The 13,962-nt window shown below is 39.9% G+C and carries 14 protein-coding genes; 5 read left to right on the forward strand and 9 right to left on the reverse strand.

Translation table 11 applies throughout. The features are described from left to right. Nucleotides 1-51: 51 nt before the first annotated feature. The 4 genes from C509_RS0100450 to C509_RS0100465 all read right to left on the reverse strand — a co-directional run bounded on the left by C509_RS0100450 (nucleotide 52) and on the right by C509_RS0100465 (nucleotide 4,766). Nucleotides 52-1,122 (reverse strand): AI-2E family transporter, encoded by a 1,071-nt coding sequence (locus C509_RS0100450; RefSeq protein ID WP_018704920.1) that lies wholly within the window; start codon nucleotides 1,120-1,122, stop codon nucleotides 52-54. A gap of 371 nt (nucleotides 1,123-1,493) precedes the next feature. Then, the gene (gene trhO, locus C509_RS0100455) at nucleotides 1,494-2,465 is read right to left on the reverse strand and encodes an oxygen-dependent tRNA uridine(34) hydroxylase TrhO (RefSeq protein WP_018704921.1); all 972 of its coding nucleotides are present in this window, start codon (nucleotides 2,463-2,465) and stop codon (nucleotides 1,494-1,496) included. 184 nt (nucleotides 2,466-2,649) lie between these two features. Beyond that, on the reverse strand, nucleotides 2,650-3,201 hold the full coding sequence (locus C509_RS0100460) for a hypothetical protein (protein WP_018704922.1): 552 nt from the start codon (nucleotides 3,199-3,201) through the stop codon (nucleotides 2,650-2,652). 101 nt (nucleotides 3,202-3,302) lie between these two features. Beyond that, a complete protein-coding gene (locus C509_RS0100465) occupies nucleotides 3,303-4,766 on the reverse strand; it encodes an amidase (RefSeq protein ID WP_018704923.1) in 1,464 nt (487 codons plus the stop codon). Between the two features lie 1,241 nt (nucleotides 4,767-6,007). Between C509_RS0100465 and C509_RS0100475 the strand changes: the two genes are divergently transcribed. The 4 genes from C509_RS0100475 to C509_RS25930 all read left to right on the forward strand — a co-directional run bounded on the left by C509_RS0100475 (nucleotide 6,008) and on the right by C509_RS25930 (nucleotide 8,705). Beyond that, complete coding sequence (locus tag C509_RS0100475) at nucleotides 6,008-6,538, forward strand: histidine phosphatase family protein (protein ID WP_018704924.1); 531 nt, start codon at nucleotides 6,008-6,010, stop codon at nucleotides 6,536-6,538. 43 nt (nucleotides 6,539-6,581) lie between these two features. After that, nucleotides 6,582-7,355 (forward strand): alpha/beta fold hydrolase, encoded by a 774-nt coding sequence (locus tag C509_RS0100480; RefSeq protein ID WP_018704925.1) that lies wholly within the window; start codon nucleotides 6,582-6,584, stop codon nucleotides 7,353-7,355. A gap of 441 nt (nucleotides 7,356-7,796) precedes the next feature. Further along, nucleotides 7,797-8,054 (forward strand): ATP-dependent DNA ligase, encoded by a 258-nt coding sequence (locus C509_RS24975; protein ID WP_245542406.1) that lies wholly within the window; start codon nucleotides 7,797-7,799, stop codon nucleotides 8,052-8,054. A 498-nt stretch (nucleotides 8,055-8,552) separates the two neighbouring features. Further along, nucleotides 8,553-8,705: a hypothetical protein gene (locus C509_RS25930; protein WP_018704927.1), complete on the forward strand. Its 153-nt coding sequence runs from the start codon at nucleotides 8,553-8,555 to the stop codon at nucleotides 8,703-8,705. A gap of 429 nt (nucleotides 8,706-9,134) precedes the next feature. Here the strand turns inward: C509_RS25930 and C509_RS0100495 are convergent, their stop codons facing one another. Beyond that, the gene (locus tag C509_RS0100495; RefSeq protein WP_018704928.1) at nucleotides 9,135-10,376 is read right to left on the reverse strand and encodes an MFS transporter; all 1,242 of its coding nucleotides are present in this window, start codon (nucleotides 10,374-10,376) and stop codon (nucleotides 9,135-9,137) included. 1 nt (nucleotide 10,377) lies between these two features. Next, nucleotides 10,378-10,719, reverse strand: coding sequence for a DUF1033 family protein (locus C509_RS0100500; RefSeq protein ID WP_018704929.1), 342 nt, complete (start codon nucleotides 10,717-10,719; stop codon nucleotides 10,378-10,380). A gap of 160 nt (nucleotides 10,720-10,879) precedes the next feature. Between C509_RS0100500 and C509_RS0100505 the strand changes: the two genes are divergently transcribed. Beyond that, nucleotides 10,880-11,119, forward strand: a complete 240-nt coding sequence (locus C509_RS0100505) for a YkuS family protein (RefSeq protein ID WP_018704930.1) — start codon at nucleotides 10,880-10,882, stop codon at nucleotides 11,117-11,119. Between the two features lie 30 nt (nucleotides 11,120-11,149). Here the strand turns inward: C509_RS0100505 and mobB are convergent, their stop codons facing one another. Genes mobB through moaA form a run of 3 tightly spaced genes read right to left on the reverse strand, consistent with a single transcriptional unit; the run spans nucleotide 11,150 to nucleotide 13,954 of the window. Continuing rightward, entirely contained in the window at nucleotides 11,150-11,659 is a 510-nt protein-coding gene (mobB, locus tag C509_RS0100510; protein WP_018704931.1) for a molybdopterin-guanine dinucleotide biosynthesis protein B, read from the reverse strand. Continuing rightward, complete coding sequence (locus C509_RS0100515) at nucleotides 11,629-12,918, reverse strand: molybdopterin molybdotransferase MoeA (RefSeq protein ID WP_026319609.1); 1,290 nt, start codon at nucleotides 12,916-12,918, stop codon at nucleotides 11,629-11,631. The genes mobB and C509_RS0100515 overlap by 31 nt, the downstream gene beginning before the upstream one ends. 25 nt (nucleotides 12,919-12,943) lie before the next feature. Further along, complete coding sequence (gene moaA / locus C509_RS0100520) at nucleotides 12,944-13,954, reverse strand: GTP 3',8-cyclase MoaA (protein WP_018704933.1); 1,011 nt, start codon at nucleotides 13,952-13,954, stop codon at nucleotides 12,944-12,946. Between the last annotated feature and the right edge of the window lie 8 nt (nucleotides 13,955-13,962).

A 13,962-nucleotide genomic window follows, 5' to 3' on the forward strand; every position in this document is an offset into this window, starting at 1 on the left:
AAACATATTAATTATTAGATGAAAAAAATAACAAAAACCCGCATCTGCGGGTTAATCAAGTCTAAAATATCGATACATATGGCTGACTATGACTTTTAACAGCGCATAGACAGGAATCGCAAAAATCAATCCGAGCAAACCCCCGAATTTTCCCGCCACCAATAGAACAAAAATGATCGTTAATGGATGGATATTCAGCTTTTTCCCCATAACAAGCGGAGAAGTAATATTACTGTCAATTTGTTGGACAATCACAACAACAACAATAACGAGCAACGCTTGAAATGGTGAATGCAGCAACCCGACAATCACCGCCGGAAATGTTCCGATCCATGGCCCGATAAACGGGATCACATTGGTCACCATGGCTACAAAACCCAGTACAAGGGAATAATCAAGCCCGATGATCAAATAGCCGATATAAGCTGTCAATCCCACACAAAAACTTACGATCATTTGTCCTTGTATGTAGGCACTTAAAGCTTCGTCCATGTCTTTCAGAATATTAACCGCTTCATTTTGATGCTTTTTCGGAAGGATTTTCAATAAGAAAGTCGGTGCTTGTTTTCCATCCTTCAGGATAAAAAATAAAACGAACGGCACCAGCACGAGCACCATGATAATATTTGCCACAAAACCGACGGTGCTGGCAATTTTGGTTCCGGCGTCCTGTAACATGTTTTTTGCATTATTTTGCAAATAATCCGTTATTTTCTCCACAGAGAAGTAATCATTTTCCTGGAATCGCTGGAACCATTCTTTATCCATCACCGTAAGGACCCATTCCTGAATATTCTTGGAATAAGCCGGCAGATTTTTCATGAAAAGACTATATTGTCTCTGCAGCTCAGGCCCAATAACGAAGACGCCCGCTGTCATCACGCCGGCAATCCCAACAAATACAAGGATGATCGCCAAAGTCCGCGGCATTTTCTTTGCCAGCAGATTAACAATTGGGCGCAGTAAATAATAAAGGATTCCACTAATGACAATGGGAGGAAATAATGTTTGTATAATGATCACTAACGGGGTAAATATAAAACTGACTTTTGTTCCCAGATAAATGATCAAAAAAGCCATAATAATGCCGGTTCCTATCCTGAACCATTTCTCTTTTACCATAAATTCCCCTCTTCTCTCTATGTAACCATATATCCATTATCGCATACACACATCATAAAATCCTATGAAGAAAAGCGCAAGCCGCAGCCCTGATTTGCGAAGCAAGGAGACAGATTTTCAGCTACCCACAGCAAAGCAGTAATATACAGGATGCGAAAGATTCTTGAGTAATGTAACATAGTAGCTGTAACTTACTCGGATTAGTTTTACTTGACTTTACTTTTACTCTGGGTTGAAAGCTCAAGCCTACAGCGCCTTATGCTGGACATTTCACATCATCATTTGAAAAAAAAATTCCGTCTAATTTTATACTTTCTTTACAGTGAAAACAAGAAGAACCCGTCACCTTAACAGATGAACGGGTTTCTTTATTAAACATTCAGCGCTTTTTCCTCATCCAGCTTTTTAATTCGATCACTGACCTCTTCTTCAGTCAAGTTATGCTCCTTGATGTAAAGATTGCGAGGATGAACCCGGCATTCGTCTGAACAGCTGCGCAAATATTTATGCTCGTTCTCCTCAGAGCAAAGGAATTGCCTGTTGCACTCCGGATTCGCACAGTTTACATATCTTTCACAAGGTTCACCGTCAAAATAGTCCCTGCCAACAATAACATGCTCCTTCTGGTTGACAGGAACAGATATCCTTTCGTCAAAGACATAACATTTTCCGTCCCAAAGTTCACCTTTGACTTCAGGGTCTTTGCCATAAGTAACGATTCCGCCATGTAGCTGACCGACATCTTCAAAACCTTCCTTTACGAGCCAACCTGAAAACTTTTCACAGCGGATTCCACCCGTACAATAGGTCAAGATTTTCTTACCTTCCAACTTATCCTTATTTTCACGGACCCAGTCCGGCAGTTCCCTGAATGTTTTTATATCTGGACGGATAGCTCCCCTGAAATGTCCGAGATCATATTCATAATCATTGCGTGCATCAAGGATAACAGTGTCCTCTTCCTGCATCGCTTCATAAAACTCCTGCGGACTCAAGTATTTCCCTGTCAGTCGTCTAGGATCCACATCGTCCTCCAAACGAAGGGTAACTAATTCTTTACGTGGGCGTACATGCATCTTTTTAAACGCATGTTGGTCCGCTTCATCTATTTTAAAAACCATTTCTGCAAAACGGGGATCTGCTTTCATCATTTCAATATACCGCTCTGTCTGTTCAACAGTTCCGGAAACGGTACCGTTGATCCCTTCATTTGCTACAAGAATCCGTCCTTTTAGTCCGGTCTCTTTACAGAATTTCAGATGCTGTTTTGCAAACTCCTCAGGATCATCAATGGTTACATAATGATAATACAATAGAACTCTGTACTCTTTACTTGTTGTCATTTTATTACCACCTATTATTTATATTTGCAAGATACAAAAGTAGGTTGCGTTAAGATTATACTATCGTTTATAGTGCTTGGCAAACCAAGTCGTTAAACTCTTTATTTTTAGAAATTTGTCTATTTTAAAGAGTTGGACTCTCTATGTATGAAAGGCTTCAGCCTATATTTGCTGAAGCCTTTTTCTATGCGATTTGTTCACTTCTGCCGTTTACAAGGCCTTCAAATATCGTAAAATCTCTCTCATAAGACTCAATGTATGTTTTTAAACCCCATGTTCTAAGAAAATGAAAACATCTCCAATTTACGAGCCCATACTTTTTGTTCAACCTTTCAGCATTCTCCCATGCAGTTTCCTCAAAAGCGATATTCATTTGATGCTCCTCGATCAGCATGGAAAGCAGATGGGGGTTTTTATACCGTTCTTCAATCGAGTAACTTTGTTTCATTTCATGAATTTTAATTGTTCTGTCCAATGATTCGAGCAAAGCTTCACGGTCAACTGCATGCCCAATTTCATGAAGAGAAAATGTTCTGATATAGTCTTCAATGGAAATAAAGTCTGGGATTTCTTTTATAGCCGATTTGATCCGTTTCAAATCAAAACCTACATAATGCAAAATAAAATTATAGCTCATGTTAATTCCAGAACACTCCTGCCTTACCTCTAGATCCATCCCTACTGTTATAAGCGTTGATTGAATCAACTCTTTAATTTTTATATTTAAGTTAATCATTTTTCCCCGATAATTTCCCCTTCAACTCATTCTGATGCCAGCGTCTTCATTTTATCATGAACTCCATTATTACAAAATGTACATTTTTTTTAAAGTGTCCATCACAACTCTTTATCATGTATAGTACAACGCTCAAACCCGGAAAATTCTCGCTCAACAATCTCGCCCAGTTGGAAGAGTGCCTCTTCATTTCCACTGTTACTGATGAGCTGTAGCCCCATTGGAAGCCCCTCGTTGTCCTTTCCGACTGGCACTGTCAAAGCAGGAAGCCCCCATACATTGGCATAAGCTACAAATGGCATATATTTTTCAAAAGTCTTTTTAATGGAAAAAATCTCGCTATAAAGTTCTCCATGTAAAGGAGCCGTCCGGTGGTAAACCGGCAAAATAAGAATTCTCCCCTTAAAATAATCCGTGACCTTGCGGTCTCCCTCTTCTATAAGCCGATGGATTTCTTTCACCCGGCTGCTACGGGGTTGGAATAAACGTGCCCCAATCAGGGCCCATGTTAAAAAGGAATGATAGTCGGAACCTCCTGTCAATTTTTCTTTCAAATAACTTCCGACAACAGCTCTGGGTCCAGAAAAGCCCGCTGCATCCGCAGTTGATTTACCGCCGTCAATAGACATGATCTCCTGCCACAACAATGCACTCTCGTCAAATAAAGGCGGAATTTCACTACCGACCTGAAACCTTTTGTTTAAGTGATCAATCACTTCCTGAAGTTTTTGCTCCATTGATTCACTTAATAAATAGGAATCCTTTGGCAATTTTTGAATAACAAAATCATTTATCTTCAACTTACTATCATATTTGTGATTGGCTATCACCTGGTAAATGAGCCTTGCATCTTTAACAGATTTCGCTATTGGCCCAATTCCAAGCATTCTTTTTTGGAGAGGATGAATCACTTCAGGAAAACTTCCAACATCTGACACACGGCCGTTACCTGATTTAAACCCGATCACACCGTTAAAATGTGAGGGGAAACGGATAGATCCCCCGATATCGGATCCGATACCTGCAGCTGCTCCACCTAGGGCGATCAGCGCTCCTTCACCACCGGATGAGCCGCCAGCGGTCCTGTTTAAATCCCAAGGATTATTCGTTCTTCCATACAATTTGTTATCCGTCTCCTGGCAAAAGCAGAGTGTCGGAGTATTGGTCTTACCTAGTATGACTGCACCTTCTCTTCTTAGCCTCTCCACTACCTGGGCATCTTGGTTTTCTTTCATGTTAACCCGATGTCCGAGTCCCCCCGTCGTTTTCATACCTTTTACATGAAAAGACTCCTTCATACTGATTGGTATACCAGTTAACTTTCCTCTCGTTTCTCCATTTTGAATCAGGCGATCAGCTTCTTCTGCCTCTTTTAATGCCTCGTGAAAGCGGTCTTCCACAAGACAATTCACCGTTGGATTCACGTACTTAAGATGTTCAATATATGTTTTAGTCAGTTCTACCGAAGTGAGATTACCTTCGGACAATTCCTTTAACATTTCAGTTATATCCATGTATAAGATAGCTAGCTGCTCCCTTGGCTGCCGAGATTCTGATTGAATCACTCTGACATTCCCCCTGACTTATCTCCTTTCCATTCACTATTCGATGAGGTTTTGATTTATTCCTTCCATAAAGATCAGACCTAGGCGATACTGATGAAAGTGCATCAGCTGTTGAGTTCTACCAAATCGAATGATTAATTTTGACTCGTCCTATAAACAATACAGAACAAAACTTAATTGCCACTCCATCCCTGTACAAATTTATGGTACTTTTGAAACTTTTAGAAGCTGTTTAACGGTGGAAGTCTATGTAAGGATTTAGCGATTGGATTTTCTGATTTAGCAACAAAAATATGTACTGTTGATCAAAACATCTAAAAAAACAATTGATGCATTAGAGAAGCGTGGGCGAATGGATATTGTAGAAAAAAATAAAAAGACTTAATCCGGTATACAAATATTTTAAACACTTTTATGGTGGACACATTATTTTTGGTAGATTAGATAGGTTAAAACGAAAGCAGGAAATAAATAATGTCTAACTTGGACCTGAATGAACATTTAAAACAAGTACAGAATCGTAAGGCTGCCACAACTCAAAAAGTTGATGAAGCTATTAAACGGCTCGTGAGAGCCAATGAAAACATTAATTTTAATAGTGTAGTGAAGCAGCAAAAGCAACTCTCTATAACAATAGAGACCTTCGTGAGCGTATCGAAATCTAACGTCAACAACAAACACAATTACCTACTACAAAACAAATAAATGTGAAATGAACGAAAATAACAAAGACGCTTTTATCGAGTCATTGAAACGAAAAATTCGCAAGATAGAAGACGAAAACAATAACTTAGAGACCAGTTAAAAGTGGCTACGCAGAGGTTATAAAAAATTTTAGTTTATGTCCAGAACATTGCTCCCCCTGCTTATCCAATTAACGGGCCATATTGTTGAGTAGGAAATACAAATTTACTCAATCAGGCTTTGTTATTTTAATTTGAAATTGTTTTACCTTTCATATATAAAAAGTGATACGTCTTATTAGCCGGCACCCTTTGTCGGTTTTTTTGTTTTTAATTTTACTTGGAGAAGGAAAAGGTATAGATTTAGTTGACAAAGGAGAAATTACCAATGAAATCCTTAACGGCGTAGGCATATAAATAACATGGCAATGATGAACTGGAAAAGGAAGGCAGTCTTTATACAGAGTGGTCTGAACTTGAAGATTTTTCGATAAAACTTATTCTGAGAACGAAAAAAGTAATAACGTTAATGAGTAAAGGAAAAGAGGAGAGAAACAAATGGACAAAACAGTTTATCTGGTCAGGCATTGTCAAGCTGTAGGAAAAGAGCTGCAGGCAGAACTGACTGACGAGGGAAAAGAACAAGCGAAAGAACTGATGCGCTTTTTTGAGAAGCGGAATATTAAGCATATCATTTCCAGCCCTTTCACGAAGGCTATTCAATCCATCCAGCCGACAGCAGACAGCCTAGGCCTGCAGGTGGAAATTGACAGCCGTCTTGCTGAGCACAAGCTGATTTCAAAAAACCTAAAAGACTGGTTGGAACGCCTCGAAGAATCCGTTCGGGATATGGATTTGAAAATGGCAGGTGGAGAATCAAGCCGCGAAGTAGCAAAAAGGGGAATGGAAGTGCTTGAAGCAGCAACCGACGGAACTGTGCTGTCTACTCATCGCAATACGATGGGGCTATTATTGATGCAAATTGATGGCATGAAGGGGCTCAAAGAATGGACAGGACTGTCGCACCCGGATGTCTACGAAGTGAAAGTAAAAAAGGATAACTATATCGTAAGGAGAATCTGGGGCTGAGAATTGTCAAAAAATAACCCCCTACTATCGGAGGTGTAATTCGTTGCCAGTTACAAAAATAGATGGGATAGACCTGTATTATCACGTTCAAGGCAAAGGGATTCCTATCGTGTTTATTCATCCTCCCTTACTCTCGAGCATGAATTTTATCTACCAAGTGAATGAATTATTAAATCGCTTCAAAGTTATTGTCTTTGACATTCGTGGCCATGGAAACAGCTCTTTTTCAGAAAAAGCACTGACTTATCCATTAATTTCACATGATATCAAACAACTATTGGACCATTTAAAAGTAGATAAAGCTTTCATATGCGGCTACTCAACTGGAGGGTCAATTGCTCTTGAATTTTTGCTGACATACCCCAAGCACTCTTTAGGAGGTATTCTTATAGGAGCCCTGTCAGAAGTAAAGGATCTATCATTAAAAAATAAAATTACTTTAGGAGTAAAGTTAGCGGAATGGAAGGCACTTAAAGCTCTTGCTTTATCCGTTTCCTTTACTAACTCCAATACTGGACAATTGTTTAAAGAATTATATATCAATGCAAAAAAAGGAAAAGCCCAAAATATTGAACAATATTATCGATACAGTTTGCACTATAACTGTACGGATCGATTAGATCAAATTAAATCCCCTGTTTTGTTGATGTATGGGGAAAAAGATAAGGCGTTTCATCGCTATGCCCATTTATTACACGAAAAGCTTCTTGTCAACGAGTGCATACTCATAGGAGACATAAAACATCAGCTTCCTACAAAGGCGGCCGTGGTGGTGAACAATTTCATTAAGCAGTTTGTGTCTACTCATGGAGCTTAGAACGGAGAAAGTTGAATGTCTGCTTACCGTTTTTTATACATAGATATCCCGGTGGTTCTTCTTAACATTTGCTCAATCAAACAAGAAAAGAACCTAACGTCAAATTGCGAATACCAAAAATTAAGGAAGAGGGGCATTAAAACAAAAGCATAGTTCGGAACGTTAAAAGGACCATCAAATAAGATGGATCACTGAAAAACCAATCATTTTCTTTAGATGAATAATAAGAATTAGCAAGACGGGGCTGTAATTTTTAATATTAGCCTAATTTTTTTCTTCGTAAATAATAAATGAGTATTCCATTAACGGGCGCTTTAATTGAATAAAAGAAGAGCACATATTATACATGACTAATATGTGTGCCTCTTTATTTTTAAGGTTTAAATAATTTAGGTCTTGATAAACAATGAGATCGCTTCAATGTTTCCTGAATTAATAGATTTGCCGATACCCGACGGAACAGTCTTAGATGGTGAAATAGTCGTTACCGACTCTCATGGCAAACCAAACTTTGAATATGTCATGGAACGTTTTAAATTTAAGAAATCTAATCACCTGATAACATTTTGTGTGTTTGATGTTGTTTACTCTTTAAATGAGAAACTATCATGTACGCTACTTGATCGGAAAGAGATCCTAGAGCAAATCATCCCTGAAGTTACCAAGCTGCTTACAAATGGACTATTAGTAATGGCATAACTTAATTCGACTTAGTCAAACTGCTGACCTTGAAGGTATTGGCTAAACAGATCAGACTCAATATATCAAATCAATAAGCGCTCTAACGATTGTCAAAAGTCATTAACTACAAATATGAGAATGTTTACATCACTGGTCTGCATAAGGATAAATTCGAGCTGCTTTTAAACTACGAAAATGGCAATTACGCAGGGTTAAGGAGTTCATGCCAACTCCATATAGAAAAGAAGAATTTTACTCAGTCTACCGTGATTGTATTTCGAGCGAAAAATTTGCCTATCTCGATACAAAAATTAAAGCTAAAGTTAAATTTCGTAATTATACTAGCAAGGGATTACTAAGAATTCCTAGCTTTGTGGAGTGGGTATCATAATTTACCTTTTTCACAAACTATGCAACAAGCTAGTGTCTACTACTTATTTGTCATTTGTTTTGTTAACTACTCAAAGAATATTTTTCTTCATTTAACACACCATATCTTTATCGGAGGTGAAAAAAGTGGGAAGAGATAATAAGGAGAGTATTAACTACCAAAATAACGATACCCCTCAAGATTCAATTATGAATAAGGTCAATCAAACGCATGATGAAATGGTACAAGATGTAAAGAATTTAATTAATGAAAATGATAAGGAAAGTAACATTAAATAATCTTAACGCCAGAAATGGCGTTTTTTTCTCGTTTCTTATAGATTACCCATAGAATGCACAGTTTGTATCAAATATGAGCTCGTATCTTTTTCTCTTTAAACAATCCTAAGTTATCCGGATTACGCCCCTTTTATACCAAGGATTTTAAGCTTTTACCCAATTGAAACTTCCATTTCTGTACAAACTGGATGGCCTTTAATGAGAAGATGATGAATAAAAAATTACGAAAGTGCCTGTTTATTGAGGCACAAAGCTAAACGGACCCTGGTGTGTTTAGTTGCCTTTAACAGCGATCGGGTTAAAACTGCTCCAGTCGTACTCAGCAAATTCATACATGACGTCCGTTAGCCTCGCCTGCACCAGGTTCTTAGCGGCAGTTTTAAGACATAAAAAAACCCCGATGTGACCGGGGCTTTTGAGAATGGGCAATTATTTATTTGTTGAGGTCAATTCACGGACTTTTTCATCACTTGGAAGAAGCCATGTCAAAATTCCCACAAGAGGCAATAGACCGCATAAAATCATCACAGATCGGATGCTGTACATATCTGCCAATGTTCCCAATAGCACAGCCCCTACTGCGCCCATGCCAAAAGCAAGACCGACAATCAAACCGGAGACCATTCCTACTTTTGATGGCAGTAATTCCTGAGCATATACAACTGCCACACTGAAACTTGATAGAATAATAAAGCCAATAACAAAGAAAATAGGGATGATTAATGAAAGCGGAACAAAAGGCAGAATGATGGTAAGTGGTGCAGCGCCTGCCATTGATAGAAAGATCAAATTCCGGCGGCCAAACCGATCGGCCAGCGGCCCTCCAAAGAACGTTCCTAATACGCCTGCAAACATGAAAATAAACAAATATAATTGGGCATGCCTCACAGTCAGTCCATAATCTTCCATTAAATAAAATTGATAAAAATTATTGATACCAGCTACATAGAATGATCTTGCAAAAACAAGAAATACGAGCAGTCCCATCGCTATTTTTATTTTAGTGTGTACCGGAGCAGCTGATTGCTGAGTTTTCACCCTGTTTTTTGGGCTGAACATCATTCCGTCCTGCATTTGTCCTTTATACCATTTTGATACATACAGCAAAATGATGATACCTGTCATGGTTACCAATGTGAACAGGAGGGCACCCCTTTGACCTAGGGAAACAAAAATGAATGCAGTGAAAACCGGAGCAAGCGATTGCCCGAAATTTCCGCCAACCTGGTAAATGGACTGGGCCAACCCTCGCTTTGGCCCTGCCGCCATATAGGCCACACGTGAACCTTCAGGATGAAAGACGGCTGATCCGATGCCAATAAAAAAGACAGATACCAGTATGATATAAAAATTTGGAGAAAGGGCGAAACCAATCAAGCCAATCATACTCATGAACATTCCGATCGGCAACAGAAAAGGGGTTGGCCTTTTATCCGCAAAGTAACCGAAAACAGGTTGCATCACGGAAGCTGTCATATTCAGAACGAAAGCAATCCAACCAATCTGAGCAAACGTCAAGTTCAGTGTTTGTTCAAAAATCGGATTCATGGCGGGGACGACGGATTGGATCGAATCATTCAAAAGATGGCTGCCACTCATCGCAAAAAGGATCCCATATGCCGTCGGCAGTTGATTCGGTGCTGATGCTTTAATGTTTGAAGTCGAGCTCATTTTATCTCTCTTTTCCTGATATCCGGATTTCGTCACTATCCGGAAATTGATAAGGCTCACCATTTAATAAAATTAGGAGCCCATAATACAATTGTGAATCATCATCACAATACTCACAGTAGGAAACGTCCTCTTTGTTCCAAAAAGCAGCCAAAGATGTTTTTTTCACTTTAACATTCTCAAAATCCTTTTTAAACCGCTGAAAAAGAGACATATACTTTTCGAAAGCTGCTTTTGATTCCGAGAATGTGTACCTTTCAATGATGTCATTTCTCCATTCTGGGAAAAACCACCACGGTTCGCTTTCGCCTTTCATCACTATTACTTCCCAATTCTGAACCATGTTTTTTCCTCCAACTTAAAAGTAACATTGGCGTTAATACTTGAAATACGATTAACATTATACATTTCTGACAATAAGGTCTCCAATAAAATGCTTAATATAGACAGTTTAAAAAAGTTTATAAATGGAATTATAAGAAAGACAAGGAGGTGTTGCGGGAATGAGAATCGGAGTTGAAGAAGGTTTAACCAACGTTTCACAAGCTCTTCAAGAAAAGGGATATCAAGTTATTTCCCTTTCGGGCACTTCAGATTTGAACAATGTGGACTGCTGCGTGGTCACTGGCATGGATTCCGATATCATGGGAATCGAAACGACAAGCACTCAGGTGCCTGTCATTGAAGCAAACGGCCTATCTGCCGATGAGATCTGCCAAAAAGTTGACCAAAAACTACAATAAAATAAATGAGACTGAGGACGGGAGTAGTTCTCAGTCTCCATTTATTTTATTCATAAACCAAAGAACGAAACGCTCAGTCTCATCGTTTCCGAAAACCGGAAAAGGCGTAGAACAATTTAAGTGCTCGTGGGAAATGACTGCAATGATATGTGACAGTTCCTGTAATAGGAATTCATCTTGTGGGTTTCGCACAAGTACCACCTTTGGGAAGTCCATTTTTTTATAACCTTCTACCAAAATTATATCAATAGGCAGCTGTCCATAAATCTGAAGGATATCCTCCAATTCCCAATCATCTTTCATGGCTTCTATATGTAAAGTGCCTGCCCCTTCGACTGCCGTGACAGAAGCGCCGGCAAGCCGGTGTTTCTCGGAGTCTTTATTTAACACTTGCCTTTCGGGCTTGCCGCCATGCCCATGATGCTTAATGGTTCCAACTGAAACCCCCTTCTCTCTGCATGCTTTAATCAAGTTTGTGATCAATGTCGTTTTCCCGCTGTTCTGAAATCCTACAATTTGGATAATTTTCTTTCCTGCCATGGCACTTCGCTTCCCTTTTGGTCTTCAAGTAGGATTAGATCAACTTCATCCCCGTCTATATAGCCTCTTGTTCCTCCCGGGAGCACGATTAAACAATCTGCCCAGGCAATTGAGGTCACCACCCCGGATTTATCCAAACCAACCGGTTCAGCGTAAACCCTGCCGTCCGTATAACTCAGCTTGCCCCGCACAAATCTGGTAAATGGATTTGGCTTAGGGAAGTCTGATTTCAGCTCACCTGTAATGAAGAGTGTATATGGACGGTTAGATTGCATCCAATATCGTAAATACGGCTTTACAAACAATTCGAATCCAACATAGCAGGCCGACGGGTTACCTGACAGCCCAAAAAGCAGCCGGCCGTTGATTTCAGCGCAGCTTGTCACGCTCCCCGGACGCATGGCAATTTTATTGAATAAAAGTTTTGCCCCAAGCCTCTTATAGATTTCAGGCAAATAGTCAAAGTCCCCTACGGATACCCCTCCGGTCGTAATGACAATATCACATTCTTCAAGAGCCGTCTTCACTGCCTGGAGCAGTGTTTCCAAATCATCCGCACAATTATCATATTTTTTAAAGATCCCACCGGCTCTGAGAACTTGGGATTCAATCATATAGCCGTTACTGTCCCTTATTTTCCCAGGCTCCAGATCATCTTCAGGGCCGAGCAGTTCACTGCCTGTGGCGATAATCCCCACTGTTGGCTTTTTGGCAACTTTCACTTTACTATATCCAAAGGTGGCCAGCAAAGCCTTGATTCCAGGGTTGATCCGTTCCCCTTTGTCTATCAGCGGGCTGCCTTTTTGAGTGTCTTCACCCTTAAATGAAATATTATCCCCTTCCTGAAGGGGTCTTTTTACTTCAATATATTTTTTAGCGCCTTCAGTGACTTCTTTAACCAATTCAAGCATGATGACACAATTTGCTCCATCCGGAATTTGAGCCCCAGTCATAATCCGGACAGCCTGCATAGGGCCTACCTGTTTGAGACTGACCTGACCCGCCCCAATCTCATCAATCACTTCAAATAATATGGGATTTTCGCGAGATGCAACTTCTGTATCACTTGCCCTTAACGCGAAACCATCATAAGGGGAGCGGTCGAATGGAGGCACATCATGATCCGCTATCAAAGGGGTGTAGAGGTATCGATCGTCGCATTCATGTATGGATACCGTTTCTCCTTCCCCTCTTTTTTTATATTCCATTACAATTTCAATTGCTTCCTTGATCCAAATCGGTTTCCTTCTCTCCACCACTGCTTCATCAGGCTCCTTCCAAATATTATCCGCCAATATAGGACATCTCTATTTTTTCCTTGGATCTAGCGCTTTCCTCTGTCCGCTCATCGGAATAGCGGTCTGCTCGCTGATTCCAATTGGAACTGATTGCATTGATTAAAGGTTCCTCTTCCTTATAAGTACGGACTAATTCTCGCAGGTCATACCCCTTTGAGGCAAACAGGCAAGTATAAAATTTCCCGTCTGCAGAAATTCGCGCTCTTGTACAACTGGAGCAAAACGATTCTGAAACTGAAGTAATAAAGCCAACCTCAGTCTCCGTATTTATATACTTATATCGCTTGGCCACTTCTCCAAAATAATTCGGATCCACTGGTTCAAGCTCAAAATGTTTCGATAACATGGCAAACATGTCTTTTTTCGTTACCACTTTGCTAAAATCCCACCCGTTCGAATTGCCCACATCCATAAATTCAATGTAGCGCAGGGTGATCCCCATATTTTTAAAATGACGGGCCATCGGAATGATTTCGCTTTCATTTACCCCTTTTTGTACGACCATGTTTACCTTTACACCTAGACCGGCATCAAGGGCTGATTCTATTCCACGTAAAACGACTTCGGAACTGACGCCCCTTCCATTGATCTTCTTAAAGATGTCATTGTTTAACGCATCGAGGCTGACATTTACTCTATGGAGGCCAGCATCCACGAGGTCCTTCGCCAATTTTGGGAGCAGCACACCATTGGTTGTAAGGCCGATATCTTCGATGCCCGGTATCTGATGCAATCTCCCTATTAAACTGGCTATATCTTTTCTTAATAGTGGCTCTCCACCGGTGATCCTTAATTTTGTAACACCCAATTTACTGAAGGCAGCCGCAAGGCGCTCTATTTCTTCGAATGATAATATTTCATTCTTCGGCAAAAATTTAAAATCCGGGCCAAAAATGTCAGCCGGCATGCAATATTGACAGCGAAAGTTGCATTTATCTGTCACGGATATCCTCAAGTCTTGCAAAGGCCGGTTTAATCGATCTTTAATACCGTTCATTTCCCATC

The organism is Siminovitchia fordii DSM 16014 = CIP 108821 (assembly GCF_000374565.1).
GTDB lineage: Bacteria > Bacillota > Bacilli > Bacillales > Bacillaceae_C > Siminovitchia > Siminovitchia fordii.

Excerpts from the sequence above, each read along its gene's own strand:
- C509_RS0100450 (WP_018704920.1), bottom strand. The coding sequence starts at position 1,122 with ATGGTAAAAGAGAAATGGTTCAGGATAGGAACCGGCATTATTATGGCT.
- C509_RS0100495 (WP_018704928.1), bottom strand. The coding sequence starts at position 10,376 with ATGAGCTCGACTTCAAACATTAAAGCATCAGCACCGAATCAACTGCCG.
- C509_RS0100460 (WP_018704922.1), bottom strand. The coding sequence starts at position 3,201 with ATGATTAACTTAAATATAAAAATTAAAGAGTTGATTCAATCAACGCTT.
- C509_RS0100500 (WP_018704929.1), bottom strand. The coding sequence starts at position 10,719 with ATGGTTCAGAATTGGGAAGTAATAGTGATGAAAGGCGAAAGCGAACCG.
- trhO (WP_018704921.1), bottom strand. The coding sequence starts at position 2,465 with ATGACAACAAGTAAAGAGTACAGAGTTCTATTGTATTATCATTATGTA.
- C509_RS0100475 (WP_018704924.1), top strand. The coding sequence starts at position 6,008 with ATGGACAAAACAGTTTATCTGGTCAGGCATTGTCAAGCTGTAGGAAAA.
- mobB (WP_018704931.1), bottom strand. The coding sequence starts at position 11,659 with ATGGCAGGAAAGAAAATTATCCAAATTGTAGGATTTCAGAACAGCGGG.
- C509_RS0100505 (WP_018704930.1), top strand. The coding sequence starts at position 10,880 with ATGAGAATCGGAGTTGAAGAAGGTTTAACCAACGTTTCACAAGCTCTT.
- moaA (WP_018704933.1), bottom strand. The coding sequence starts at position 13,954 with ATGAACGGTATTAAAGATCGATTAAACCGGCCTTTGCAAGACTTGAGG.